This is a genomic window from Pseudomonas sp. SMV71 (assembly GCF_052042015.1).
GTDB lineage: Bacteria > Pseudomonadota > Gammaproteobacteria > Pseudomonadales > Pseudomonadaceae > Aquipseudomonas.
Map to the genome: position 1 here is coordinate 105,510 of NZ_JBKGGU010000014.1, position 24,784 is coordinate 130,293.

Consider the following 24,784-nt stretch of genomic DNA (forward strand, 5'->3'; position numbering starts at 1 on the left):
AGGCTCGCTCCCACAAGGGGAAGGTGTTGAGTCTGATAGCGGGCGCGATTGTAGAGCCTTCGCGCCGCTTGCCGTTAACTCACTGTGTTCAACTTGAAGATGAAGCCACCTCAGGCTGGCGATTGATCCGGGTGACGAGCCGGTCCAACAGCCATACCACCACCAGCGACGCCCCTACCAGCGGGAACACCACCGCCAGGGCAAGCATGATGAATACGCCGCCCTTCCAGGTCGGCAGGTCATGACGCAGCGGCGGTACGCCGAACTTGCCCTGGGGTCGGCGCTTCCACCAGATCACCAGGCCACTGACGGCGCTGAGCAGGATCATCAGGCAGATCAGCAGTACGATGATCTGGTTCAGTGGCCCGAACATCTTGCCCTCGTGCAGCATCACACCGGTCTCGGTGGCGCGGGCCACCAAGCTGTAATGCTCCCAGCGCACATCCGCCAGGACTTTACCGGTGTACTGGTCCACATGCAGGGTCGCGTCGTTGCGCGGGTCGTCGGCGAACACGGCGATGGTGAACACACCGCCGGCGGTGGTCGGCAGAGTGATGCTATAGCCCGGTTCGACGTTGCGTTGCGTGGCGATGTCCTGCACCGCTTGCAGGCTGACGACCGGGGCCGCCGGGCCTTCATGGGCTCCACCGTGGGCCATGTGTTCGGCATGGTCGCCGGACATCGGCATCGGCGTGTTCTCCATGGCCCAGGGTACGGTCTGGCGGTGGGCGTTGTTGAGACTGCCGGCCTCGACGTCGGACTTGGGCACGTCATTCCACATCGCCGCCGGAAAGCGGTTCCACAGGTCGGCGTATTGCTTGCCCCAGAAGCCGGTCCAGGTCATGCCGCTGAGCAGCATCACCAGCAGGAATGCCGCGCCCCAGAAGCCGACCACCACGTGCAGGTCGCGCCACAGCAGGCGCCCGCGAGCGCGCCAGCGGGGCCACAGCACCCCGGCCGTCGATTGCCCGCGTGGCCACCACAGGTACAGCCCCGACACCACCAGCACCACGCCCCAGCCGGCGGCCATTTCCACCAGGCGGTCGCCAACCGTGCCGATCAGCAACTCGCCGTGAATCGCCCGCGCCATGGCTTGCAGATTGTTTTTCGCATCCTGCTCGCCCAGGACGTCGCCATGGTACGGGTCGATGAACACGTTCAGTTCCCGGCCCTTGTCGATCACCACGAACTGCGCGCTGCGCTCGGCGTTGACCGGTGGCAGGTACTGCTTGACCTTGCCTTGCGGGTAGGCCTGGCGAACCTGCTTGAGCAGGTCGTCCGCCGCCAGGCTGTGGTGCCCGGCGGGTACGTTCAGCAGGCTGCCGTACATCAGTGGATCGAGCTGCGGCTTGAACAGATAGATGATACCGGTCAGGGCCAGCATCACCATGAAGGGGGCGACGAACAGCCCGGCATAAAAATGCCAGCGCCAGGCGAGGTTGTAGAAATTCGGTTTCGGTTGGCTCATGAAAAAGCGCTCCGCAGGCAAATTGGGTTGTTATGTAGTGCGGTAAAACAAAGACCCTGTGGCGAGGGAGCTTGCTCCCGCTGGACTGCGCAGCAGTCCTGGTTTTTTCGGTCGCTACGCCCGCGGCGTCGGACCGATCGAGCGGGAGCAAGCTCCCTCGCCACAAGAGGTCGGTGTCAGGCCTAGAAACTCATATCCACCTTCGTCCAGAGCGTGCGCCCCGGTTCGTTGATGGCTTGCGGGTCGTTCGCCGGGAAACCGAACCCGGCGTTGCCGGCCAGGTTCAGGTGCTCGGCGTAGGCTTTGCCGAACAGGTTGTCGACGCCGCTGCTGACCTTCCAATGCGGGTTGATGCGATACGCGCCATTGAGGGAGAACACGCCGAAGCCCGCGCTTTTGCCGTAGTCCTTGCCCACCACGTTGCCCTTGTTTTCATCGACGCGATGCTGCGCCGCCACCACCCGCCACAGGGCTCCTGTGCTCCAGCGGTCTTCGCTGTAGGTCAGGCCCAGGCGGGCGTCCAGCGGTGGCATCTGCGCCAGGGCCGTGCCGTCGCTGCTGTTCTTGCCCCAGGCATAGGCCAGGGACGCATCGGCTTTCCAGCGCTCGGTCAGCTTGTAGGCCGCGCCCAGCTCGCCGCCCATGATCCGCGCATCGATGTTCTCGGCCCGCGAAGTGCTGCCCATCATGCCGGGGGTGTAGTCGAACAGGATGTAGTCGCGGACCTGGCCGATGTATCCCGATGCCCAGGCTTCGAGGGCATCGGTCTTGTATTGCAGGCCGAAGTCGAGCTGGGTGGTTTTCTCCGGCTTGATCGAGTCGAAGGCATTCAACGAACCGCTGGGGCCGGCGTTTGGCGAGAACAACTCCCAGTAATCCGGGAAGCGTTGCGCGTGGCCCAGCCCTGCGTACAACGTGGTCGGGCTGTCGGCCAGGTCATGTTCGTAGCGTACGAAGCCACTGGGCAGCGTGTCGGCGCGGGTGTCGTCGGCGGTGGGGTTGGGGCGGGCCGACATGCCGGAGCCGACAGTCTGCCGGTAGTCCTTGGCCGACGCTCGGTCGAGCCTGGCGCCGGTGATCAGCCGGTCGCGGTCGGCTGCGTACCAGGTCAGTTCGCTGAACATGCCGTAGTTGTGGAAATCGGCGTCCTTGGTCCGGGGCAGGTCCTTGTAGGTGTCGATGCCCATGCTGCTGCGCTGGCGATGCTCGTTGGTCTGGGCGTCCAGGCCGCTGATCAACTGCACATCAGCCCAGCGCCAGGTGGCCTTGATGCGGGCGCCGAGGGTCCGGCGGTCGACGTTGGACGCCATCGGCCCGGCCATCATCCCGGTGCCGGACGGCGTGCGCAGCGTGTAGTTGTCCATCACGTGGTCGGCGTAGTTGTAGTAGACCTGGGCCTCGATCTTGTCCAACACCTCGCCGAGGTTCGAGCGCTCGAAACGCAGCCCGAGGCTTTCGCGCTTGAACTGCGCGCCGTCCATGCCGCGTCCGGCGTATCGCGCCTCACCGTCGCCCTTGCCGGCGGTCAGCTCCAGCAAGGTATCGGCATCCGGCGTCCAGCCGAGCGTGACGTCGCCGTTCCACTTCTCGTAGCGCGACGGCACCGTATCGTTATTGCCGTCACGGTAGTCGTCGGAATGCGCGGTGTTGCCGATCACCCGCACATAACCCAGCGGTCCACCGGCGGCGGCATCCACCACCTTGTCGAAGCGGCCGTTGGAACCGGCCGGCACGCTGGCGTTGACCCGCGTGCCGAGTTCGCCGAACTGCTCCGGTTCGCGGTCGAACAGGATGGTCCCAGCCGATGAGCCAGGGCCCCAGAGTACGGTTTGCGGGCCCTTGATGACGGTGAGCTTGTCGTAGGTCTCCGGCGAGATGTAGGACGTCGGCGCGTCCATCCGCCCTGGGCAGGCGCCCAGCAACATGCTGCCGTTGGTGAGGATATTCAGCCGCGAGCCGAACATGCCCCGCAGCACCGGGTCGCCGTTGGTGCCGCCGTTACGCACCAGGGCAAAGCCGGGAATGGTCTTGAGGTAGTCACCGCCATCACTGGCCGGGACCGGCTGGCGTGGGTCCTTGGGGTTGGTGACGACCGTCAGCGGAGAACTGGGGGCGATGGCGGTAATGACCGTCGGGCTCAGTTCCTCGACCTGGGTCTCATGATGCTCGTGCTCGTCGGCAAGCACATGGGGTGACAGCAGCAGGCCGCACAGCGCGGCGACCGTATGGCGAAAACGAACCCGTGGCTCGTTCGGGGGGCAGCGAACCTGGGCAGTGCCCAAAGCGATGCCAGCAGAAATCCTGGACATGATGATTCCATCGAACAGACGTAAACGACACGGTCGGGCAGCCTGGGGCTGTCTTGTGCGACCGGGTAAGGTAAGTGCCGGGGCTTACGCGTCGAGGGGCGGGGCGCGGGTGCGTGCACCCGGGAAGAATGAGGCGCGGGCATGGCCCAGCCGGGGAGAAGGGGCGGTAAAGCTATTGGTTTGCGGTGTGTCGAAAACGGCGAAGGTCTGGCCGCCAGGCAAGGCCGGGCAGTTGAACAGCAGGCTGCAATAGCCGCATTTTTCCCACAGCGCATGGTGCTCGCTCTGGGGCCGGCAGTGTTTGGCTGTCGGTGCTTTATGGTCGCCATGGGCACTTGCCGACATGTCCATATCCATGTCCATTGGCATGGACATGTTCATGACCGGCGACATGCGCTGATCCATCGGCATCGACTGAGAAATCAGTGGACCGATGAAGATCATCAGCATCGCGAACAGGCTGATCCAGCTGCCGCGCGCCAGGCTCATGGATGGGCGGCGGGGCGTGGACAGTCTGGTGCGGGGAGATTGCACGGGCGGCTACGTCTACTGGGCGTGCACGTGCGTCTTGGTGCCGTCGGGGGCTTTTTTCTGCACCGCTACATCCACGACAACGTCCCCGGCTTTCTGGAAATGCAACGTCATGGGAAAGCGTTTGCCATCGCTCAGCAGGCTGCGGTCCTTCAGGTCCAGCAGCATCACGTGATAGGCCATTGGCGCGAAGGTCACGGTCGCGCCCGCGGCGATATCCACCACCGGCACCGGTTGCATCTTCATCAGGTCGTCTTGCTTTACATGCTCATGAAGCTCGGCTTTGCCGGCAATCGGCGAGTCGACGCCGAGCAGCCGGTCGGCGTTGGAGCCGGCATTATGGATCACGAAGTACGCGGCCACGGTCGGCGCGTTCGGCGGCAGTTCCTGGGACCACGGGTGGGCGATCTCAAGCTCGCCCGCTTTGTACTGGTGGGCCTGGGCGAAGCCGACAGGCAGCAGCAGGGCGGCCAGCAGGATGAGTCTGTTCAACATGGCAATTCTCCGAAACGATTCAAGGCGCAGGTTTTGCGGGAAGAATCAGGCCGGAGGCGAGGCGCGGGGGTTGAGACTGGGCCATTGCTGGCGGGGCGTGGGGTTGTCGAACGATGGCGGGGCGGCGCCTTGGTGGGCCAGTCGTGCGTCCAGATACAGCTGTGGCATGTGACCGGCCAGCGCCATCAGCGCGGCTGAACCGGCGCAGCACCAGCAATGTTGCATGTTGGAATGATCGTCTTGCTGCGGTGCGCTCTGTTCGAGCTTGCCGAGGGAAATCGCCACGCTCTTCGTGCCACCCGAAGAACAGAAACTGCCCCACAGCAACTGCTCCGACGGAGCCTCTGCCCTAGCGACAGCGCTGCCGGAAAGCGGCATGGCGAGCATGTTGAACAGCACTGCGAAGCAGGCGATCCAGGCAAATGCAAGCCGTTGTCGGGACATGGGCGAATCCGCTCGATTGGGCGATCAGGTGGCGGTATTTAGCCTGATCGGGGGGTAGAAGTAAAAAAGCCACGTGCGGTGTAGGGTCGCAGGGCTTGGATTAACAGTAGCAATAGATTGTCGGGTGCGTATTGGTGCGGTGACGGAGCCAGTGTGCATTTCTCAATGCGCCGGAATAGCGTGAACCTGCATATCCACTTTCAAGGTCGTGCGGATAACCGCAAATATCGCTGCCAGATTATCCATGCTTGGATTGCCCTTGGCTGAGAGCATTCGATGCAAGCTCTTGCTCGGCTTGGAGGTTTCCTTCGCCAGCTCTTCGAAACCAACAGTGGCATTGACGAGATCACGGAGAATCATTCGCGCCATTTCCGGCTCTCCATTTAAAAATAGAGTAGCGGCCTCATCCAGCAAGATTTGCGCAAACTCAGGGTCGCGCTTGGCGCGTTCGGCAATCGTATGTTTATAGCTTCGAGTGAGAGCCATTGGGTTACCTCATGTTCTTTTCTGCCCGCTTCCGTGCTCGGAATTCGGCAATTAGAGTTTTTGCTTGCTTGATGTCTTTTTTCTGGGTGGACTTGTCACCGCCACCAAACAAAATGATCAGACGTTTACCTTCCTGGACCAAGTACACGCGATAGCCTGGTCCCCAATTAATGCGGTACTCGCCCAAACCGTCGAACCATTTGATGTTTGAGGTATTGCCCATCTCTAACCGCATCAGGGCGCTAGACACTTTATATGCCGCCAGGGCATCCAGATTGGAATACCAGCGTTGGAAGGGGCTTGTGTCGTTGTCTTGGATATATTCTTCGAGTGAGATCACGTTCAGCCTTGAAGGTAACAAATAGGTTACTGTTCATGCAAGGCCGAGATATTGGCTCATGAGCCTGAAGGTGCCAACGCCTCAAGTGTTTCTTCAAAAGTCCAAAACTCCCGATCAACAGCCGGCAACACCGGCCGCTTCAATATCAGCACCGGCACCCCAAGCTCCCGGGCCACTTCCAGCTTTGGCTCGGTGGCGCTGCTGCCGCTGTTCTTGCTGACCAGCACATCGATCTGGCGCCGCTGGAACAGCTCGCGTTCGTCTTCGAGGCGGAACGGTCCGCGGGCGCCGATGACTTCGCAGCGTTCGTTGCCGGGGTAAACCTCCAGGGCGCGCAGGGTCCAGAATTGATCGAGGGGAATTTCATCCAGATGTTGCAGCGGTTCGCGGCCAAGGGTGAACAGGGGGCGGCGGAAGGGTTTCAGGGCCTGGGTCAGTTCGGTCCAGTCGGCAACTTCGCGCCAGTCATCGCCGGCTTGGGGCTGCCACGCCGGACGGCGCAGGGCCCAGCACGCGATGGCGCAGGCACGGGCTGCCTCGGCGGCGTTGTGGCTGATTTGTGCGGCGTAGGGGTGGGTCGCGTCGAGCAGCAGGTCGATGCCTTGCTCGCGGATGAATTGTGCCAGCCCTTCAGCCCCGCCATAGCCGCCCACGCGGACCTGGCAGGTCAGGTCCGTCGGGACGCGACCGATGCCCGCCAGGCTGTAGATGTGTTGCGGCCCGAGCGTGCGGGCGATGGCCAGCGCTTCGGTGACGCCGCCCAGCAGCAGGATACGGTTCATTTCAGTGATCCAGCGTGGCCGACGATCCCGCCCTGGCGGTCGATGGCGAAGACTTCGACCTGGACCTGCGGCGGCACGACGCTGCGGGCGAAGGCCAGGGCGTGCTCGCACACCGCGTCACCGAGGGCGATGCCGGCGGCGCTGGCTAATGCCAGGGCTTGCTGGCTGGTGTTGGCGTCACGGATCTGCTGTTGCAGGGGCGCGTCGGCGCCGATTGCGGCTGCCCATTGCGCCAGTTGCGGCAGGTCGATGCTGGAGTGACGGCTGTGCAGGTCCATGTGGCCGGCGGCGAGTTTGCTGATCTTGCCGAAGCCGCCACACAGGCTGAGTTTGTCCACCGGGACCTTGCGCAAATGCTTGAGCACGGCCCCGACAAAGTCGCCCATTTCAATCAGGGCGATTTCCGGCAGGTTGTAGACCCGGCGCATGGTGTCTTCGCTGGCATTGCCGGTGCACGCAGCGATGTGCAGGTAACCGTTGGTTTTCGCCACATCGATGCCCTGGTGGATGGACGCGATGTAGGCCGCGCAGGAAAACGGCCGGACGATGCCACTGGTGCCCAGGATCGACAGACCTCCGAGGATGCCCAGGCGCGGGTTCATGGTTTTCAGCGCCAGCGCCTCGCCGTCCTCGACGTTGACCGTGACCTCGAAGCCGCCGGCATAGCCCGTATCAGCGGCGAGCCGGCCGAGGTGATCGGTGATCATTCTGCGCGGGACCGGGTTGATCGCCGGTTCACCGACATTCAACACCAGCCCTGGCCGCGTTACGGTGCCCACGCCGCGCCCGGCGACAAAACGTACCCCGGTTTCGGCGATCAATCGCACCTGGGAAAACAGCAGGGCTCCGTGGGTCACGTCCGGGTCATCGCCGGCGTCCTTGATCGTCCCGGCTTCGGCGCCCTGCTCGGTGCGTCGACAGAACTCCAGGCGCATCTGCACCTGCTTGCCTTTAGGCAGCACGATTTCCACGGCATCGGCGTCGATGCCGCACAGTAATAGCCGGGCCGCCGCCAGGCTGGTGGCCGTGGCGCAGCTGCCGGTGGTCAGGCCGCTGCGCAGGGGCGCGGGCTGTTCGGCGGTTTCGTCACGCATCGGCAGGCTTCGTCAGGTCCAGCAGGGTGATCGGCAGGGCCTGGCGCCAGGTATCGAAATCGCCCAATGGCTGGGCCTGGGCGATGTGGATCCGGGTCAGTTCGCCGCCGTGGCGTTCGCGCCAGTTCATGAGGGTCATCTCGCTTTGCAGGGTCACGGCGTTCGCCACGAGCCGGCCACCGGGCTTGAGGCGGGCCCAGCAGCTATCGAGCACGCCTTCGCGGGTGACGCCGCCACCGATGAACACGGCGTCCGGCGGCTCCAGGTCGTCCAGTGCCTGTGGAGCCTTGCCGCGGATCAGTTGCAGGCCGGGCACGCCGAGGCTGTCGCGGTTGCGCTCGATCAAGGCTTGGCGGCTTTCATCGGCTTCAATCGCCAGGGCTCGGCAGCTGGGGTGGGTGCGCATCCATTCAATGCCGATAGAGCCGCTGCCGGCGCCGACGTCCCATAGCAGCTCGCCGGGGGTCGGCGCGAGACGGGCCAGGGTGATGGCCCGTACGTCGCGCTTGGTCAACTGGCCGTCATGCTCGAACGCGCTGTCCGGCAACCCGGCCAGGCGTGACAGGCGCGGCGTCGAGGGTTCGGCCTGGCATTCGACGGCGATCAGGTTGAGGTCTGCAACGAGCGGGTCGGACCATTGCGCGGCGTAGCCTTCGATCCGCCGCTCCGCGCCACCGCCCAGGTGTTCCAGGACCGTCATGGCGCTGGGGCCGAACCCGCGCTCGCGCAGCAGCGTCGCCACGGCGGCCGGGCTGTGCCGGTCGTTGCTCAACAACAGCAGCCTGACGCCGGTGGATAAGTGGGCATTGAGCACCGCCAGGGGGCGCGCCACTAGCGATAGGGTCATCACATCCTGCAACGGCCAACCCATGCGCGCCGCTGCCAGCGAACAGGACGATGGGGCAGGGATGACCTGAATCTCGTCGCCTGAAACCTGTTTAGCGAGGCTGGCGCCCACGCCGTAGAACATCGGATCGCCGCTCGCCAGCACGCACACCGCCTCGCCTCGACGGGCCAGCAGCGGCTCCAGGGAAAACGGACTGGGCCATAGCTCCCGTTCGCCGCGAATACACCGCGGCAACAGGGCCAGTTGCCGGGTGCTGCCGATAATACGCGACGCCCGCAGCAAAGCATGCCGGGCGGTGCGGCCCAGGCCCTTGAAGCCGTCTTCGCCGATGCCCACTACGGTCAACCAGGGCGTCATTTTTGTTCCTCGACTGGATCTGTTTGATAGGCAGGCTGATGCCCGCGAACCGGGCCGTCATCATACCGTGAGTGTTTGGTTAAGGTTGCGTTCGATCCATAGCGGTCTGGCAGTCGACCTGGATTTCTGTGTACATATCCATTGCTGCGGTAACGGCCACTTAGGGTTCCGCTTTTACAGCGGGTCACTTTTGAAAAGGCGCCAAAAGTAACCAAAAGCGCCTCGCCCCACCACTGGGCACCTCGCCAAGGCTCGGTGTTCCCTCACTCCGGCATTGCTCCGTGGGCCCGCCGCGATGGGCCATCCATGGCCCTGCGCGGCTAACCCGGCATCCATGCCGGGTTGCCCACTGCGCAATGCCTGCGTTCGGCCCTTGTGGTTGATGGGGCGCTCAAGATCAAGAGCCAAAGCCAAAGCCAAAGCCAGAGCCAGAGCCAGAGCCAGAGCCAAAGCCAAAGCCAGAGCCAGAGCCAGAGCCAGAGCCAGAGCCAGAGCCAGAGCCAGAGCCAGAGCAAGGCGGCCTGGTGGGCGGCTTGTTTTTCTCGGCCGGCCTGCGATCCCGTTGTGGGAGCGAGCTTGCTCGCGATGGCTGCGGCGCATTCAATAGTTTCATCACAGGCAGACCGATATCGCGAGCAATCTCACTTCCCCATTTGCCCCTGCGCTACCTCAATCCGACCAGCAAGCTTTTCATGCCCCCCGACAAAGCAGGCATAATGGCGCTCCTTCGCCGTCGTGGCGTGTTTTATCTGCCGGTTTGCCCTTGAACGAATATCCATCCTCCAACGTCATCCGCCCCTCGGGTTGTCCGGGGTTGTTGCGTGTCGTCCAGGCGCTGGACGGTGGGATCTGTCGGATCAAGCTCGACGGCGGTGCCATCCGGGCGGATCAGGCCGAGGCCGTGGCGTCGGCGGCGGAGCGGTTTGCCGGTGGTGTGATCGAGGCGACCAACCGGGGCAACCTGCAGATCCGTGGCATTGGTCCGGAGCATGGGGCGTTGATCGAGCAGTTGCTGGCCGCCGGGCTTGGCCCGCGCAAACCGGCCGGTGATGACGTGCGCAACCTGATGCTCAGCCCTTCGGCGGGTATCGACCGGCAGATGCAGTTCGATATCCGGCCATTGGCCGAGCAGATTCTGTTCACCTTGCAGACCCATGAGCGCTTCCATGAGTTGTCGGCCAAGTTCGCCGTGCAACTGGATGGCGGCGAGGCCATGGCGATGCTCGAACATCCCCATGACCTGTGGTTGTCGGCCTTTTTCCAGCATGGCGAACCCTGGCTGGCCTTCGGATTGGCCGGCACGCCGTTGGATCAACCGGCCGGCAGCGTGCCGCTGGCCCAGGGGCACGCCTTGGTGGTGGCGGTGCTGGAACTGTTTCTCGACCTGGCCCGTCCGGACCAGACCCGCATGCGGCATCTGCTGGGCGAAATCCCACGGCACGAGCTGATTGCCCAACTGGCCCACCGGGTGCCGTCGCAACCTTGCCGGGATTGGCAGCGCGGTGCGGCCATCGACGGATTGCATCTCGGCATCCATCCCCAGCATGACGAGCGGTTCTTCGTCGGCGCGGCGGCGCCCCTTGGTCGGCTCGACGCCACCCTGTTGCGAGGCGCCGCGCAACTGGCGCGGGAGAAGGGCGACGGCACGCTGCGCTTCACGCCCTGGCAAAGCCTGCTGCTGCCTAACGTCAGCCTCAAAGACGCAGACGAGGTGCTGGCGCAGCTCGAAGGCCTGGGTCTGCTGTGCTCGGTCGGTCAGCCTCTGGCACAACTGATTGCCTGCACGGGTTCCAGCGGTTGCGGTAAAGCCCTGGCCGATACGAAAGCCGATGCCCGGCAGCTGGCCGGGCTGCTGCAACGCCAGGGCAGCTCCCCGAAAATCCATTTGTCCGGTTGCCCACGTTCCTGTGCGGCGGCCCATATCGCACCCGTCACCTTGTTGGCGGTCGCCCCCGGTCGTTATGACCTGTATTTTCGCGAGGCCACGCAGCCGGGTTTCGGCGTGTTGCAGGCCCGTGACCTCACTATTGAAGCGCTCAGCCACCGGCTCGGCGCTCGCCCCGGAGCCCCACTTGATGCTTGATTACATCCGCGACGGTCAGGAGATCTATCGCAACTCCTTCGCGATCATCCGCGCCGAAGCCAACCTGGCGCGCATCCCGGCTGACCTGGAGAAACTCGCGGTGCGGGTGATCCACGCCTGCGGCATGGTCGAAGCCGTCGATGGCCTGCAGTTTTCCGAAGGCGCGGGCACGGCCGGGCGCCAGGCGCTGGCCGCCGGTGCGCCGATTCTTTGCGACGCGCGAATGGTCTCCGAAGGCGTGACCCGTGCCCGCCTGCCCGCCAACAACCCGGTGATTTGCACCCTGCGCGACGAGCGCGTGCCAGAGCTGGCCCTGGAGCTGGGCAACACCCGTTCAGCCGCCGCGCTGGAGTTATGGCGTCCGCACCTGGAAGGCAGCGTCGTGGTCATCGGCAATGCGCCGACCGCGCTGTTCTACCTGCTGGAAATGCTCGACGCCGGCGCACCGAAACCGGCGCTGATCCTCGGCTTCCCGGTGGGTTTCGTCGGGGCCGCCGAGTCCAAGGCGATGCTGGCGGCCGACAGCCGTGGCGTGCCGTTCGTGATCATGCAAGGCCGGTTGGGCGGTAGCGCCATGGCCGCGGCCGCCGTCAATGCCCTCGCCACGGAGATCGAATGATGCAGCAGCCTGGACGTCTGATCGGCCTCGGCGTGGGCCCGGGTGATCCTGAACTGATTACCGTCAAGGCCCTGCGCTTGCTGCGCGAGTCGCCAGTGGTCGCCTATTTCGTTGCCAAGGGCAAGAAGGGCAACGCCTTCGGCATCATCGAGGCGCATTTGCAGACTGAGCAGACCTTGCTGCCGCTGGTCTACCCGGTCACCACCGAAGCGCTGCCGGCGCCGCTGTCGTACGAACAGGTGATCGCCGATTTCTACGACACCGCCGCCGAACAGTTGGCCGTGCACCTGGACGCCGGCCGCAACGTAGCGGTGATCTGTGAGGGCGATCCGTTCTTCTACGGCTCCTACATGTACCTGCACGATCGCCTGGCCGAGCGCTACGATGCCGAAGTGATTCCCGGCGTCTGCTCGATGCTCGGTGGCGCCTCGGTGCTCGGCGCGCCGCTGGTCTATCGCAACCAGAGCCTGTCGGTACTTTCCGGCGTGCTACCTCATGACGAACTCAAGCGCCGCCTGGCTGATGCCGATGCGGCGGTGATCATGAAACTGGGGCGCAACTTCCCCAAGGTTCGCCAGGTGCTGGAGGAGCTGGGTCTGGAGGGCCGGGCGCTGTACGTCGAGCGGGCGACCATGGCGAACCAGAAAATCGTTCCGCTGGATGAAGTCGAGCCGATGTCCTCGCCATATTTCTCGTTAATCATCGTGCCGGGCGAACGGTGGCAAGGATGACGGCCAAGATACCGGCCATCGTTATCCTCGGCCCCGGCAGTCTGGCCACTGCACGCCGGATCCAGCAGCGCTATCCCGAGGCCCTGATCCACGGTCTGGCCGGGCGGGTCGAGGGCGCGGATCGTCCATACCAGGAATTTGGTGCGACGCTACGCGAACTCTATCAACAGGACACGCCGATCATCGCACTGTGCGCCGCCGGTATCGTCATCCGCACCCTGGCGCCGTTGCTGCTGGAAAAAGGTGTCGAGCCGCCGGTGCTGGCAGTGGCCGAGGATGGCAGCGCCGTGGTGCCCTTGCTGGGCGGCCTGGGCGGGGTCAACGTCATGGCGCGGGATATCGCACAAACCCTGCAAGTCGCGCCCGCGATCACCACCAGCGGTGAACTGCGTTTCGGCACGTGCCTGCTCAATCCGCCGAGCGGCTACAGCCTCGCTGACCTGGAACAGGGCAAGCGTTTTGTCTCCGACCTGCTGACCGGTGAATCTGTGCGCATCGAGGGCGTTGCGCCGTGGCTGGATCAGGCGCGGTTACCGGAAGATGCACAGGCGCGGCTGGCGATTCGTGTCGACAGTGCCGCCGGTACGCCTGGGGCGCACGAGCTGCGTATTTATCCACGCAATGTGGTGGTGGCGGTAAGCGCCGGCGCGTTGCCGAACATTGATGAGGTCCTGCGCGAGGCCGGTCTGGCGATGCAGTCGCTGGCCTGCCTGCTGGCAGCGGACAGTGACATGGCGCGTCCCGAACTGCATGACGCCGCGTTCAAATTGAACGTGCCGCTGCGGTTCGTGCAGGCCGGTGGCGATGCCGTCCAATGGTTGGCGGACGCCATCGCGCAACCGGCCTCGGTGCACACGGTGGGCGACCACGCCATCGCCGTGGCCGAGCAGCCTGTTGATCCACAAAACATTGGCCGGCCACGTGGACGCCTGGCGGTGATCGGCCTCGGCCCTGGCGCTGCCGAGCTGATGGTGCCGGCGGTACGCGCTGAGCTCGACCGCGCCACCGACGTATTGGGCTATGAAACCTATGTGCGCATGGCCGGCCCGTTCCGTGCCGATCAGGTGCAACATTGCACCGACAATCGCGAAGAAATGCAGCGTGCCCGACATGCCTTCGAATTGGCCGTCCAGGGCCGTTCGGTGGTGGTGGTGTCGTCGGGCGATCCGGGTGTGTTCGCCATGGCTGCCGCCGTGCTGGAAGCCTTGCACGAGTCGACCGATGCGCACTGGCACAACGTTGATCTGCAGATTCTTCCGGGCGTTTCGGCGTCCCTGGCGACCGCCGCCCAGGCCGGCGCGCCGCTGGGCCATGACTTTTGCGTGATGTCGCTGTCGGACAACCTCAAGCCGTGGTCGATCATCGAGAAACGCCTGGACCTGGCGGCCGAAGCGGACCTGGCCCTGGCCTTCTATAACCCGATCTCGCGTTCACGGCCATGGCAACTGGGCCGGGCGCTGGAAATCGTCGGGCAACATCGTACGGCCCAGACGCCGGTGGTGCTGGGGCGCGATATCGGGCGTCCAGGCCAGACCTTGCGTGTTACTACCCTGGGGCAGTTGACGCCGGACCAGGTGGACATGCGCACCATGATGCTGATCGGCTCCTCTACGACCTGCGTTTTCCCAAGAGCCGAGGGTGGCGATTGGGTCTACACACCGCGTTGGTATGGCAGCAAACCGCTCTGATCAATTTTTGATCAGAGATTGGCGAGGGGCTACCGTGGCGAGGGAGCTTGCTCCCGCTCGACTGCGCAGCAGTCGCCAGGTGTAGATGCTGCATTGGGTGATGAGGGGCTGCTGCGCAGCCCAGCGGGAGCAAGCTCCCTCGCCACGAGGCCGGTGTCGGTCTTCGGTAAACGTATCCGGTTTTCTATATTAAGTTGGACATTAATTGAATCTCTTATCGTTTGAGCGGTATTAGGGCGGGCGTTATGTTGTCGACTGTTCAGGAAGGAATCCTGATGAGTTGAATTCAATACATGGAAGTGTCGTTTATGAGTGAGTCTGAAGTTTCATTGGCGGATAACTACGTCAACTTCGTAAGTTTGCTTAAATTAAAAGACCTGGAGCGGGCGCTGATAGCGCATAAAGGCACCGATGAATATGACGCGGTGCTGCGTTATTACTTCGGTTGTATCGCCGTACTGGATTCGCCGCAGATGTTGAAGCCGCTGGGGCTGCTCAAGCAAGCGTTGGGCGAATTAAAGGGAAGCAGCAGGCACCGCCGTTCGCCGCAGTCGTCAGCAAGCCCGGATGAGGCTGGGGGCGCGACGCAGGCCTATGACAAGATAGAAATTTTCGAGGCGCGTCTGCGCAACAGTCTGGACCTGCTGCAACAACCGCCCGTCGAAGTGCCGAAGAACCTGCATTTTGTCTGGCTGGGCGGCGGTATTGGCGCAATCCAGCGTGACTACATCAGTATCTGGAAACAACTACTGGGTACAGAGGGTTATCAACTCAGTCTCTGGTATGACAGCGATGCCCTGTTGGCTTATGAAACCAATCGGATCATTGTCGAGGCTGCCAAGGCTGACGCCATGAGCAGTGGCGGAGAGTCCAGCGATAATGCGTTGGAACTGGGCGACCTTTATGAAGAACGGGTCATCGTCCTGAAACAGCAAATGTACGCGCACATCAATAAAGCGATTGAAAACGGCGGCAGTGCTGATGAGGCGAGAATCGATCTGCTAGTCCGGGCTTATGGCCAGGACCGGGCGCGGCTGATGACCCTGAGGAACGATAACCGTCGCAGCCTGGAGGCAATGGCTACGGACGAATTGGTCCTGCGCGATCTTGCCGGCGGCGGGGCGCTGGAGCAATTGCAGGATATCTATCGGCGCGAGGTCAATCTGCGAGGGATGTTCGCCGGCGCTTCCGATGTCGTGCGGATCGAAGCACTGTTCGCCGAAGGCGGCCGATATGCCGATGTCGATAACCTGCCGCCCTTGCAGGAGCACTTAGGGGGAGTGGACATCCGCGCGTTCAAGAACGACGCACGGATCGGCGTGTTGCAACTGCTGCTTGATCGCAACCCCGAATGGATGCCTGGCCGTCAGGCATTGCGCAGTCAGTACACGGATTACTATGACGCCATTCCCGCGGAGCACCGCCCGGCGCTCGAGCGTTTTGCCGCCAGCCAGCCCAGGTTGAACCGAGTCTTCCGCATCCCGGTTGAACGACAGGCACGTCTGGATGAGCTGCGTGCCGTGACCGTGCGGAACTCGTTGAGCAACGCTTTCCTGATGGCCCATCCGGGGGCAGCGATGCTCAAGGCGGTGATCGAGCGTTTCAGGCTCAACTACCAGATCGTCGATGCCACCGCGCGCCTGGCCGACGAGCAGAACGTCGCCATGACCGATGTCGAAACCATGACCGGGCTGGCGCGGCAGGCCGCTACCGAGGTTTTCGGTGAGTTGCATAAGCTGCCGGCGGAAGTGGAAATGACCGTAATGTTGCTGGTCGAGGCCGCCGCGACCTACTACAGCGATGGGATTCGTCCGCAGAGCGAGGGGACGATCTATCTGACCGGGCCCGCCGCCATGCGGGTGGGCATGGACGATTATCAGCGAGCCCATTTCACTCCTCGGACCGCTGAACAGTGGCAAGCGCAGGCGGCCATCGAGGCCATCGGTAGCGTCAATCTGGCGACCGAGGAGGAGCAGGATCACTCCTGGAAAGAGAACCAGAGCGACACCGAGCGATGGCTCGAAAAAGAGCAAGAGCGCTGGCGGCAGGAGAAGTTCAAGGCTCGTTATGCCGGTGACATGGCCGAGCTGCTCAAGTACCGCACCCTGAAATTCGATGAAGGCTGGCCGGTGGTCGAGGGGCGCCATGTCTTGTCCACCGAGCTGTTGCAGCATCTGGCCGATGAACTGGGTGAGCCGTTTATCCAGGCGATGGGGCGAAGCCATAACGGTACGGTCGTCTTTGGCAAGCCGATACCGCTGGGGTTCGATCAGCGCCAGTCGATTCGCGGCCAGAGCGCCAAGGTGTTGCCGCCCGTCTCGTCAAGCGATGCACAGACACGCCCATTGTCTGTCGCGCAGTTGCTGGACGGCTTTGCCCAAGGCCGGCTCGAGATCATTCAACTGAGCCCGTTACAGCGCCTGTTGCTGGGGGGATTGATCGGTGCTGACGCCCTGGATAACCGCAGCTTCGACGCGATTCGTCCGCAGTTGGACAACCTGACCAACAGCCTCTTCGGACACGGTACTGCTGGCCGCTATGCCGCGCTCGAGCAGTTGCTGTATCAACGTCAGGCGCCCGCTTTCCTGGCGGGGCTGCGCAGTGCCGGCGATGACGCGCCAGCGCACGGTGAAACCGCCCTGGGACTCAAGAGAGCCGCACTGGCGCAATCCCTGACGTTGCGCCAGTGGGGCCGGCATGTGGCGCGGATCAGGCAGGTGGCGCAGCTTGAGTTCCGGACGCGAATCGTCGAGCGCCTCGGCGGTGTATTGGACGGGTTCGAAGCCGACACCATCAAGCTGGTGCCCCAGGATCTGCTGCTCCAGGGTGAGGGCGACAGGGTGGGGGGACGTTGTTATCCCCTGAGCCTGGCAATGGCCGCCGCGTTGTCCCAAGGCAAGTCGGCGGTCAATACCCTGCGCGAGCGCTTCTATCTCGGTGTGATCGAACCCGGCGCCAGCGACTCGGCCACTTTCCTCGACAGCATCGAATCACTGCGAGACGTGCAGCTCGGCGACGTCGGCCGCACGTTGGCGCGATCGGGTCTGAACGAGGTGGTGGACCTGTTGCACGCCAGGACAACGACCGGCACGCTGATGCTCAACTCCGACAATCACGCGATGCTGGTGGCCAAGACCTTCGAGGGCGAGACCAGCACTTATCACTTCTATGACCCGAATTTCGGGGTGTTCGAGTTCGAGCACTCGGCACGGTTCAGGCAGGCGTTGGAACGGTTTTTCCTCGACGAGGGCATGGCTGCTCATTACGCGGCCTATGGCGAGGCGGCGCGCCCGACCTTCGACCTGATCGAGTTGGATGGCGGGCGAGTGGCAAGCGTCGCCTTGCCGGGTGAAATGGACGTTTCGAAACTGCTCCAACCCGGTGCCTTGCCCGGACAGTCCCAGCGCCCGGTCCGGCAACGGCTGGCCAGTGCACGCGGGCAATCGCTGCAGAGTAATCCTCGGCTCGGCAACTGCCTGCTGACGCTGGACGCTTATGGGTGGGGCCGGCAGATCGAGCAGGCTACGGCTCGCCTCCAGCAGGAAAACAAACTGGGAACGCATCTCGTGCCGCTGTTCGACACCCTGGAGGTGACCTCGGACGGCGCGTACCGAATGAACCTGATCGATCCGACCGTTCCTGAGCATCCGGTGCGGATCGTTTCCACTGACCCGCGGCTGCTGCGCATCAAGCATTATCTCGCGGAGCGTTTTTCCACCTTGGCCAACAGGCCGCTCGTGCCGAGCGAGCCCGCCGAAGTGGGCAGCGTCCATACTCTGAACGCCGGCTTCGCCATCCAGGCGCTGATGAACGCGTTGCGAGGGCGGGAAGGGGCGGACCGGCCCCTGACCCTGGCGGTCCGACTGCATGCCTATGTCAATTACGCGCAACTGGTGCATGGCAACGCGGCAGATGTCGCGGGACTGCTGGGATTGGTCCGCCAGGCCCTGGCGGAAGAAAAACTCATTGCCCGAACCGTGGCGCCGGTGGTCAAGGCCGCGGTGGGGAGCAGTGTCAGTGAGGCGACCGGCGGACTGCTGCAACTGGCGAACGTCGGGTTTGATATCTATCAACTGGCGACAGCGCAAAACGCGGTCGAGCGTGCCCAGTTCGGGACCCAGCTGGCGTTCGACTCGGCCAGCCTGGTCTTGTCCGGAGGCGCCTACGCGGTCGGTGCCACGGCCGCCGGAGCGTTCCTGGGCGGTGCGGCGGTGATGCTCGGTGGCCTCGCGGTCGGCGTGACAGCCCTGGCTCAAGGGTTCGCCAGCATTGCCGAAGAGGCCCGGCAGGTCGGGTTGCTTTTCGAAGAGCTGAGCAAGGCGCACCTGGAGGCTTATCGCTTCGATGCCAGGCAGGGAACCTGGTCGCCGCATTCGTCGTTGATCCTCCAGACGCTGGACCTGACCCGCGCCGAGCTGGTGCTGGACGGCCCCCGGCTGTATCCGCTGCGTGACCATTTCGGGGTACCGACCTTCGATGATGATTACGCCAGGGCGATCGATATACGGCGTGAGTTGAGGCTGCCGGGACGCAGCACCTTCAGCCCGGCCGCCGGTTCAGTCATCGTCCTGCCCTGCACACCGCAAACCTGTTATCGCTACGAATACAAGGCGCTACCGTTCGCACGACTGCGCCATGACCCCGGCTTCGACATCGCGCGGCGCCTGGAGAAAAAGAAAGCCGATGGCGGCTGGTTGTTTCTGTTTTCCTTCTACTCGTTTCCGAGCGACTACATCCTCTATCGCATGGTTCCTGACTATCGGCCCACGACCATCGATGTGGTGCTCGACGAAGTCGACCGGTCGCTGGTCGTCCCGGTCCTGCCGACGCCCTGGCACGGCAAGGTCGCCTACAAGATCCGCGGCGCCGGCAAGCGTTGCGCATTGGTGCTTCATCCCGGGATCAGCGTGACCCTCGACTCACCGAGCCTGAAGCAATCGAATTGGGTCCTGGATGTTCCTTGGGCCGCTGAAGGGGATGTTCGGTTCGAGGGCTACGGCAAGCTGTTCATCGGCGATGTGCAGCTGGCATTCACCGGGACCGGTCGCCATCAGACGCTGCTCAGGCTCGCCAATGGGCAGGTGTTCCAGGTCGAGTCGGGGGAGCGCAGGCTTACCCTGGTCGAGGAGGAGGTGCCACCGGGCATGGCGCGCCAGGCACTGCAGGATCGGCTGCGAACCCTGGCGCGAGAACATCGTCTGGTCATGCCATTTACACCGATTCATCACTTCCTGGTTCCCTTCGAGAAACCGGATGAGCCGCGCTATATCACCGCCTGGTACGACGCGCAGGGCGATCGTTTCCTCTACATCCGCAATGACCTGCCGGGCGTCGATGAAGCGGTGCTGGGGGCGGTGGTGGACGATTTCGGCTACTTCTACGACCCGCAGAACCTGATCATCTGGCAAGTCGATGCAGTCACCGGGCTGTTGAGCCATCGTTACTGGTTGTGGAGCACCAGCAACGTGGCAACCCGCATCGAGCGCGTCGAGGCCGATGCGCAGGGTGTGGTCCATGTCGTCCAGCACATCACCCGCGAAGATCAGTCCGTCGATGTCCTGGTGTATGTGATCCACGACGAGCAATTGCTGTTGAGTTCGATCACCCGCGGGCTGGACCCGGCCCTGGAGTCCATCCTGAGTGCCGGCGAAACGCTGACACGCTGGTCACAGGTCTTGGGAGAGGGTTTTGTGCTTGCGCCGAGCGATGCCCCTGAGGCCGCGTTCCGCACCGTCACCTGGCAGCCGGCGCCCTTCGTATCCCTTTGTTGGAAACTGGATGCGCAACGACGGGACATGGCTTGGGTACGCCGCAGCGACGGGCTGATCATCCGTCCGATGCCCAGGCGCAACGAGCCGCGTGGATGGGCCGATTCGATCAAGGACATGGCTGATCTGACGCTGTTGCCGCCGCTGAGTGACGACGATGTGTTTATCGTCTATGACCGGCTCAAGCAGACGCTGTGTTTCAGGCGACGTAGTGTGATCGCGGGCAAAGGGCGTTGGTCCAGCAAATGGGCAAGTTCCGACCGGTTGGAAAATGTGGTCGCCGTTGACGCTGGCTACGTCGCGCTGACATCGGGGGGCCTGATCTACGACCTGACCGACGATGGCGAGCTGAAGCTCAGTGGCGTCAACGAACCCTGGTTCAAGGGCCGGGCGCAGTGGTGGTCGGACCTGGACGCCCTGGCCCGACGAACCCCCAGCGCAAGCCTGGTCCTGATTGGCTTGGGCAACGTCAACGCTGAGGCGCGCTTGTGTGGCTGGTACATCGGCAATCGCCTGTTGCTCGCCTCAGCCACGCCCGGAAAGGAAATCCGCCTGCTGGGCGCCACGCCGGATGGCGAGGCTGCCTGGCTGTTCGATGTGCAAATGGGCCAAGTCCATCGCCAGGCATTCATCGATCCGCAACGGCTGGACGCTGCCTTTGGCCAAGGTTCCCAGTTGCTGCTGGACGACGTACTGCCTGTTCCCCAGCCCGAATGGGCGCCCTGGCAGTTTGCCGAGCTGACGGTCGAGGGCGTCGGGCTGCGTGGCGTGACGTTCGAGGGTGTGGTGGTTGCGTTGCGTGACCGGGAGTCGCCGTTGATCACCGGGGTCACTCATCAATGGGTCATTGCCCAGGGCGATCAGTTGCAAGAGGGACTCAGGCGCCTGGCGACCCAGCCCTCGCACAGCCCCCTGTTGGCGGTGGAGGATCCTTCGAGCCTGAAGTGGTTCGTGGCCGAGACCGAACGGCTGATCCAGGTCTCCAGAGCGGCGCTTCCCGAGGCCTTCGAACTGCTCGGCACTCAACACCAGACCCGCGTATTGCTGCATGAGAGCGGCAGTGGAAAGCTGCTGACCCTGCCGGGCAAAGGGCCGGTGGGGCAACTCAGTTATGTCCAGCGCGAAGGTGAAGTGCTGGTAGTCGAAGGGCATGAGATGAAGATCGACGATCTGTTGCCGCTGATGCCGGACGACGTCACCACGCTGGTATTGCGCATGGGCCAAGGCACGGTGAGTTACCGATTGTCCAAGGCGGCCTGGCTAAGGGCCCGCTTGGTGATCCTTGACTGCCGACCTCCACTGGGCGATGCGGTGACAGTTCCCGGCAAGTTGATCTGGGAGCTGGAGGCGCCTGACTCGTTATTGCTCAGCCTGGTGCTGGAGCACCTGGTGATCATTGATCCGGACAGCGGGCACAGCGTGATTTTCCGCGAAGTGCATGCCACGGACGTCAAACTGCGTGGCGAGGTGTTGCTCAGCTTCGGCAAGGACCAGCACTACGCTGTCTCGGCGTTGGTCCGCTGGCTGGACGGCCAGCCAGGCGCCCGGAACGGCGTGTCGCTGAAAGCGTTCAACGCCCCGTCGCCAGCGCGGCAGAACAGCGTGGTCGGCGTCTAAGGCAGCAGATACCCTCGTACGCCGGTAAAAATGATCTGGGCGGCCAGCGCGCAGACGAACAGCCCCATCAGGCGGCTGACGATTTGCAGGCCCTGGTCGCCCAGTATCCGCTCGATGCGGCTGGACAGGTACAGCACCACGCCGACGGTAAAGCTGGCCAGGGCGATGCTGATGATAGCCATGAGTTTGTCGTCCCAGTGCGGCTGGCTTACGCCCATTACCAGCAGGGCGCCGATGGTGCCGGGGCCTACGGTCAGCGGAATCGTCAGCGGCACGATGGTTACGTCCTGCTGGACGTTGTCGGTCTGTACCGCCGACTTGCCTTGGGCCATGCCCAGCGCGGAGATGAACAGCACACTGCCGGCACCGATCCGGAACGCATCCACGGTGATGCCGAACACACTGAAAATCACCCGCCCGAAGAGGTACAGCAGGACGCTGGAGACCAGGGTCGCGGTCGCGACCTTCCAGGCCAGGCGGCGTTGCTCTTTTCGCGAATAGCCGCGAGTCAGGCCGATGAAACATGACAACACGAAGAACGGGCTATAGAGGACCAACATTTTCAGGTAAACGCTGAACAGCACGTGGAGCATGGTCGGAACTCACGAAGAATGACAATTGGCGTGGAGTCTATCAGGCGCCGGGGTGTCTGTCGGCTGGCCGTGGGTTCGAGGCTTTTTTATGCGGTAAAACCTGGGTTTGTTTTTCCTGTTAGTTGCCGGTTGTTGTCTGGAATTAAGTGTGGTTACAGTTCTGCACTTGTTGCTCTGAAGGTGGATGAGTAAGTATGGCGCTCGGGCCCATGGAGGGCCTTAATTAAATAAGGGATATATTAAATGAACGCTAAATCTGATTCGATCTTAACCTTGGCGGACCGACTGGCGCGTCTGAACGCCTACGATGTAACGCCCACCGATGTCGTTGTTTCTCCTCGAACTGCACAATATGGATCGGCGGGCTTTGTCAATGAAATCGAAAAGCCGGACCGCGCTTCGATTGTCGGCGACGCTATCCTGTCGTTCGTTTCAGGCATGACGGCGCAAAATCAAGCGGATATCCAGCATTCCTATCTGTTTGCATCGTTGGTGGCCAACAAGAAGTTTCCGCGCGATGACGAAGGCGAAGAATGGTATAGAACCTTCCTTGAGGTCATGCAGAGTTGTGGTTGGACCATTGTGCAGCGTTACTACGATAAGGTTGCCGCGTCCGGCAAGAGTTTCAAGATGGATCAACTGGTATTGAAAATCCTCGGTTCGGCCGTGGCGGCGGCTGCCGTCCCGGGTCCCACCTCATTGCTGATGCTTAAAGTGGCCGGTGATGCGATCGCCGCATTGCAGACCAATGACAAGTCGCTGCGGCTCTTTGATCAGAATATCCAGGAGTCCGGTACCGGAGGCTTTGGTGTGGCGAGCTGTCACGAAACCCCGCACGGTGAAATCCTCATGGCCTTGGGCGCCGTACGCTTCATCAAGCGGACAAACCAGACCAAGGTCCTGTTTGTGGATTGGGATAGCAGTTCGGTCGATCTGTATCGCGGTGAATGCCATATGACCATGGTGCCGACAATCATCAATGCGACCCGAGAGACTATTGTTGCAAAACTGGGTGATCGTGCGAAACAGAAAATCGACGAGTATGAGATCTGATTGATCTCCTGGCGACTACCGCGGTAGTCGCCATCCGTTAATGGAATAAGGTAATTGTCATGAAAGATCATTGTTCGGTTTTTATTGATGCCGGCGCTGTTGTCCTGTTGCCCACTGACCTGACTGGGCAGAACCGGCTTGACGTATTGAACTCGGTATTGTTTGCCCAGCTGGTAGCCAGTAAAAAATATCCCACTCTTGCCCGGTCCGGCGACTGGTACTCAGCGTACCGGGAAGTGCTGAATAATGGCTGGATGCAAAAGGCCGTCAGTTGGGATGATTTTTCACTCGCTGCCTCATCGAAAAACAACCTGATGGCGTGCATCGAAGAACGGCTGGAAGAATATGTCGAGAGAACTTTGATCGCGCAGGTAACTGATGTATTGAAGCGTGTCGCTCAATTGTCCAGCACCTTGCCCGCTATTCAATTGCTGCGTGAACATGCCCACAGGCCAAAAAGCCCGGATTCGGCCGAGGTGAGTCATAAGGCACCCGACAGAATAAGGCTGCAAGTCATCCTGGCCCAACAAGGGCCTGTGTTGAGTAGCGTCTGCCTGGAGTTCGAACCCGAGCACGTGACGTCCAATCCTCTCGGGCAACTGTTCTCCACCGATCCCGTGGTGGGCAACATTCAATTGCGCTGCTTCAAGGCCAATCTGTCCCAGGCGCTCTATGCGCCTTTTCGCGATGCGATCGTCCACAAGTTGGGGGATAAAGCCGCCAGGAACATCATCGATATTTCCGATGCGGTCAAGCAAGCGCAACCGGATGTGGGGGCGTTATGACGGATCATGGACTTCTATCGGTCGGTGGGCAGCGGTTGCGCCTGGATGAGGCATCGAGGGCGGCGGTCGTGGGCGCAAGTGTTGTCTCATTCGACGAGGGTTTGACCCTTCAGGATCGGGAGGATATCTACCTGAGCAACTTGTACGCGCAGTTGGCAACCCGCTCGGCGTACGAGGACGGTCTGGTCGGTAACTGGTTCGACTATTACAAGAACAAGCTCAGGTACCTGGGGTGGGACTCGGCGCGTCCGGTCACTCCGGAGCAGGCCGGGCGAGGGCTGATGGCCGATAGCGTTTCGCAACAGATCTCCCGGTCCGTTGGTGCCGGCTATTCGCGGCAGGCCAGCCAGGCGATGGCATCACTTGGGCGAAGCCCTGATGCGCTCCAATTGTTTGAACGAACGAGCCTGCAGCGCGATACGGGATTCTTTCAGGTGATCCCTTGTGTGGTCAAATCCCCCGGGAAAGTAGAGATCGCCCTGTATCACAAGCAGTTCCGCACCCGCCGGGCGGTCTCGGGATTTCTGTTCCGGCCTATGGAGGAAGTGGTGGAAAGCAGCGTAGAGCAAATGGCCGTCGTGACATTCAGCACACTGCATTACGCAACGTTCCGGCGAAAAGTCGCGGCCGCGGTGATCGCCGAAACGACTCGTCACCTGCATGAGCTGGAAATCTGAACGGCGCTCCGGATGGT

At 62.5% G+C, this 24,784-nt stretch carries 19 protein-coding genes; 8 read left to right on the forward strand and 11 right to left on the reverse strand.

The features are described from left to right. Positions 1–88 precede the first annotated feature (88 nt). The 10 genes from ACLEJQ_RS16235 to cbiE all read right to left on the reverse strand — a co-directional run bounded on the left by ACLEJQ_RS16235 (position 89) and on the right by cbiE (position 9,153). A complete protein-coding gene (locus ACLEJQ_RS16235; protein ID WP_440796557.1) occupies positions 89–1,468 on the reverse strand; it encodes a PepSY-associated TM helix domain-containing protein in 1,380 nt (459 codons plus the stop codon). Between the two features lie 182 nt (positions 1,469–1,650). Continuing rightward, the gene (locus ACLEJQ_RS16240) at positions 1,651–3,777 is read right to left on the reverse strand and encodes a TonB-dependent copper receptor (protein ID WP_440796558.1); all 2,127 of its coding nucleotides are present in this window, start codon (positions 3,775–3,777) and stop codon (positions 1,651–1,653) included. 84 nt (positions 3,778–3,861) lie between these two features. Then, complete coding sequence (locus ACLEJQ_RS16245) at positions 3,862–4,266, reverse strand: DUF2946 domain-containing protein (protein WP_440796559.1); 405 nt, start codon at positions 4,264–4,266, stop codon at positions 3,862–3,864. Positions 4,267–4,323: 57 nt separating this feature from the next. Continuing rightward, the gene (locus tag ACLEJQ_RS16250) at positions 4,324–4,803 is read right to left on the reverse strand and encodes a copper chaperone PCu(A)C (protein ID WP_440796560.1); all 480 of its coding nucleotides are present in this window, start codon (positions 4,801–4,803) and stop codon (positions 4,324–4,326) included. Positions 4,804–4,848: 45 nt separating this feature from the next. Next, on the reverse strand, positions 4,849–5,247 hold the full coding sequence (locus ACLEJQ_RS16255) for a DUF2946 domain-containing protein (RefSeq protein ID WP_440796561.1): 399 nt from the start codon (positions 5,245–5,247) through the stop codon (positions 4,849–4,851). 162 nt (positions 5,248–5,409) lie between these two features. Next, complete coding sequence (locus ACLEJQ_RS16260) at positions 5,410–5,733, reverse strand: helix-turn-helix domain-containing transcriptional regulator (RefSeq protein WP_440796562.1); 324 nt, start codon at positions 5,731–5,733, stop codon at positions 5,410–5,412. Between the two features lie 4 nt (positions 5,734–5,737). Then, on the reverse strand, positions 5,738–6,073 hold the full coding sequence (locus tag ACLEJQ_RS16265; RefSeq protein ID WP_440796563.1) for a type II toxin-antitoxin system RelE/ParE family toxin: 336 nt from the start codon (positions 6,071–6,073) through the stop codon (positions 5,738–5,740). Positions 6,074–6,129: 56 nt separating this feature from the next. Further along, the gene (locus ACLEJQ_RS16270; RefSeq protein WP_440796564.1) at positions 6,130–6,855 is read right to left on the reverse strand and encodes a cobalt-precorrin-6A reductase; all 726 of its coding nucleotides are present in this window, start codon (positions 6,853–6,855) and stop codon (positions 6,130–6,132) included. Next, complete coding sequence (locus ACLEJQ_RS16275) at positions 6,852–7,949, reverse strand: cobalt-precorrin-5B (C(1))-methyltransferase (protein WP_440796565.1); 1,098 nt, start codon at positions 7,947–7,949, stop codon at positions 6,852–6,854. Before ACLEJQ_RS16275 ends, ACLEJQ_RS16270 begins: the two co-directional genes overlap by 4 nt. Then, the gene (gene cbiE / locus ACLEJQ_RS16280) at positions 7,942–9,153 is read right to left on the reverse strand and encodes a precorrin-6y C5,15-methyltransferase (decarboxylating) subunit CbiE (protein WP_440796566.1); all 1,212 of its coding nucleotides are present in this window, start codon (positions 9,151–9,153) and stop codon (positions 7,942–7,944) included. The genes ACLEJQ_RS16275 and cbiE overlap by 8 nt, the downstream gene beginning before the upstream one ends. 763 nt (positions 9,154–9,916) lie before the next feature. On the opposite strand from cbiE, the gene cobG reads away from it, so the two are divergent. From cobG to ACLEJQ_RS16305, 5 genes are all read left to right on the forward strand, one after another. Further along, a complete protein-coding gene (cobG, locus tag ACLEJQ_RS16285) occupies positions 9,917–11,236 on the forward strand; it encodes a precorrin-3B synthase (RefSeq protein ID WP_440796567.1) in 1,320 nt (439 codons plus the stop codon). Continuing rightward, positions 11,229–11,855, forward strand: coding sequence for a precorrin-8X methylmutase (locus ACLEJQ_RS16290; protein ID WP_440796568.1), 627 nt, complete (start codon positions 11,229–11,231; stop codon positions 11,853–11,855). The genes cobG and ACLEJQ_RS16290 overlap by 8 nt, the downstream gene beginning before the upstream one ends. Next, the gene (locus ACLEJQ_RS16295) at positions 11,855–12,586 is read left to right on the forward strand and encodes a precorrin-2 C(20)-methyltransferase (RefSeq protein WP_440796626.1); all 732 of its coding nucleotides are present in this window, start codon (positions 11,855–11,857) and stop codon (positions 12,584–12,586) included. The genes ACLEJQ_RS16290 and ACLEJQ_RS16295 overlap by 1 nt, the downstream gene beginning before the upstream one ends. Then, positions 12,583–14,274 carry a precorrin-3B C(17)-methyltransferase gene (gene cobJ, locus ACLEJQ_RS16300; RefSeq protein WP_440796569.1) on the forward strand — a complete coding sequence of 564 codons (1,692 nt, stop codon included), beginning with the start codon at positions 12,583–12,585 and terminating at the stop codon, positions 14,272–14,274. Before ACLEJQ_RS16295 ends, cobJ begins: the two co-directional genes overlap by 4 nt. Positions 14,275–14,582: 308 nt before the next feature. Further along, the gene (locus tag ACLEJQ_RS16305; RefSeq protein WP_440796570.1) at positions 14,583–21,659 is read left to right on the forward strand and encodes a TcdA/TcdB pore-forming domain-containing protein; all 7,077 of its coding nucleotides are present in this window, start codon (positions 14,583–14,585) and stop codon (positions 21,657–21,659) included. Here ACLEJQ_RS16305 and ACLEJQ_RS16310 read toward each other — a convergent pair. Further along, complete coding sequence (locus ACLEJQ_RS16310; RefSeq protein WP_440796571.1) at positions 21,656–22,252, reverse strand: MarC family protein; 597 nt, start codon at positions 22,250–22,252, stop codon at positions 21,656–21,658. The two genes, ACLEJQ_RS16305 and ACLEJQ_RS16310, sit on opposite strands and share 4 nt — an antisense overlap. Positions 22,253–22,495: 243 nt before the next feature. On the opposite strand from ACLEJQ_RS16310, the gene ACLEJQ_RS16315 reads away from it, so the two are divergent. From ACLEJQ_RS16315 to ACLEJQ_RS16325, 3 genes are read left to right on the forward strand one after another with little or no spacing between them, the layout of a single operon-like run. Continuing rightward, on the forward strand, positions 22,496–23,305 hold the full coding sequence (locus ACLEJQ_RS16315) for a hypothetical protein (protein ID WP_440796572.1): 810 nt from the start codon (positions 22,496–22,498) through the stop codon (positions 23,303–23,305). 59 nt (positions 23,306–23,364) lie between these two features. Beyond that, the gene (locus tag ACLEJQ_RS16320; protein ID WP_440796573.1) at positions 23,365–24,090 is read left to right on the forward strand and encodes a hypothetical protein; all 726 of its coding nucleotides are present in this window, start codon (positions 23,365–23,367) and stop codon (positions 24,088–24,090) included. After that, the gene (locus ACLEJQ_RS16325) at positions 24,087–24,767 is read left to right on the forward strand and encodes a hypothetical protein (protein WP_440796574.1); all 681 of its coding nucleotides are present in this window, start codon (positions 24,087–24,089) and stop codon (positions 24,765–24,767) included. Before ACLEJQ_RS16320 ends, ACLEJQ_RS16325 begins: the two co-directional genes overlap by 4 nt. Positions 24,768–24,784: the final 17 nt, after the last annotated feature.

Coding starts and splice junctions, on each gene's coding strand:
- ACLEJQ_RS16235 (WP_440796557.1), bottom strand. CDS start 1,468: ATGAGCCAACCGAAACCGAATTTCTACAACCTCGCCTGGCGCTGGCAT.
- ACLEJQ_RS16240 (WP_440796558.1), bottom strand. CDS start 3,777: ATGTCCAGGATTTCTGCTGGCATCGCTTTGGGCACTGCCCAGGTTCGC.
- ACLEJQ_RS16245 (WP_440796559.1), bottom strand. CDS start 4,266: ATGAGCCTGGCGCGCGGCAGCTGGATCAGCCTGTTCGCGATGCTGATG.
- ACLEJQ_RS16250 (WP_440796560.1), bottom strand. CDS start 4,803: ATGTTGAACAGACTCATCCTGCTGGCCGCCCTGCTGCTGCCTGTCGGC.
- ACLEJQ_RS16255 (WP_440796561.1), bottom strand. CDS start 5,247: ATGTCCCGACAACGGCTTGCATTTGCCTGGATCGCCTGCTTCGCAGTG.
- ACLEJQ_RS16260 (WP_440796562.1), bottom strand. CDS start 5,733: ATGGCTCTCACTCGAAGCTATAAACATACGATTGCCGAACGCGCCAAG.
- ACLEJQ_RS16270 (WP_440796564.1), bottom strand. CDS start 6,855: ATGAACCGTATCCTGCTGCTGGGCGGCGTCACCGAAGCGCTGGCCATC.
- ACLEJQ_RS16275 (WP_440796565.1), bottom strand. CDS start 7,949: ATGCGTGACGAAACCGCCGAACAGCCCGCGCCCCTGCGCAGCGGCCTG.
- cbiE (WP_440796566.1), bottom strand. CDS start 9,153: ATGACGCCCTGGTTGACCGTAGTGGGCATCGGCGAAGACGGCTTCAAG.
- ACLEJQ_RS16290 (WP_440796568.1), top strand. CDS start 11,229: ATGCTTGATTACATCCGCGACGGTCAGGAGATCTATCGCAACTCCTTC.
- ACLEJQ_RS16295 (WP_440796626.1), top strand. CDS start 11,855: ATGCAGCAGCCTGGACGTCTGATCGGCCTCGGCGTGGGCCCGGGTGAT.
- cobJ (WP_440796569.1), top strand. CDS start 12,583: ATGACGGCCAAGATACCGGCCATCGTTATCCTCGGCCCCGGCAGTCTG.
- ACLEJQ_RS16305 (WP_440796570.1), top strand. CDS start 14,583: ATGAGTGAGTCTGAAGTTTCATTGGCGGATAACTACGTCAACTTCGTA.
- ACLEJQ_RS16310 (WP_440796571.1), bottom strand. CDS start 22,252: ATGCTCCACGTGCTGTTCAGCGTTTACCTGAAAATGTTGGTCCTCTAT.
- ACLEJQ_RS16315 (WP_440796572.1), top strand. CDS start 22,496: ATGAACGCTAAATCTGATTCGATCTTAACCTTGGCGGACCGACTGGCG.
- ACLEJQ_RS16320 (WP_440796573.1), top strand. CDS start 23,365: ATGAAAGATCATTGTTCGGTTTTTATTGATGCCGGCGCTGTTGTCCTG.
- ACLEJQ_RS16325 (WP_440796574.1), top strand. CDS start 24,087: ATGACGGATCATGGACTTCTATCGGTCGGTGGGCAGCGGTTGCGCCTG.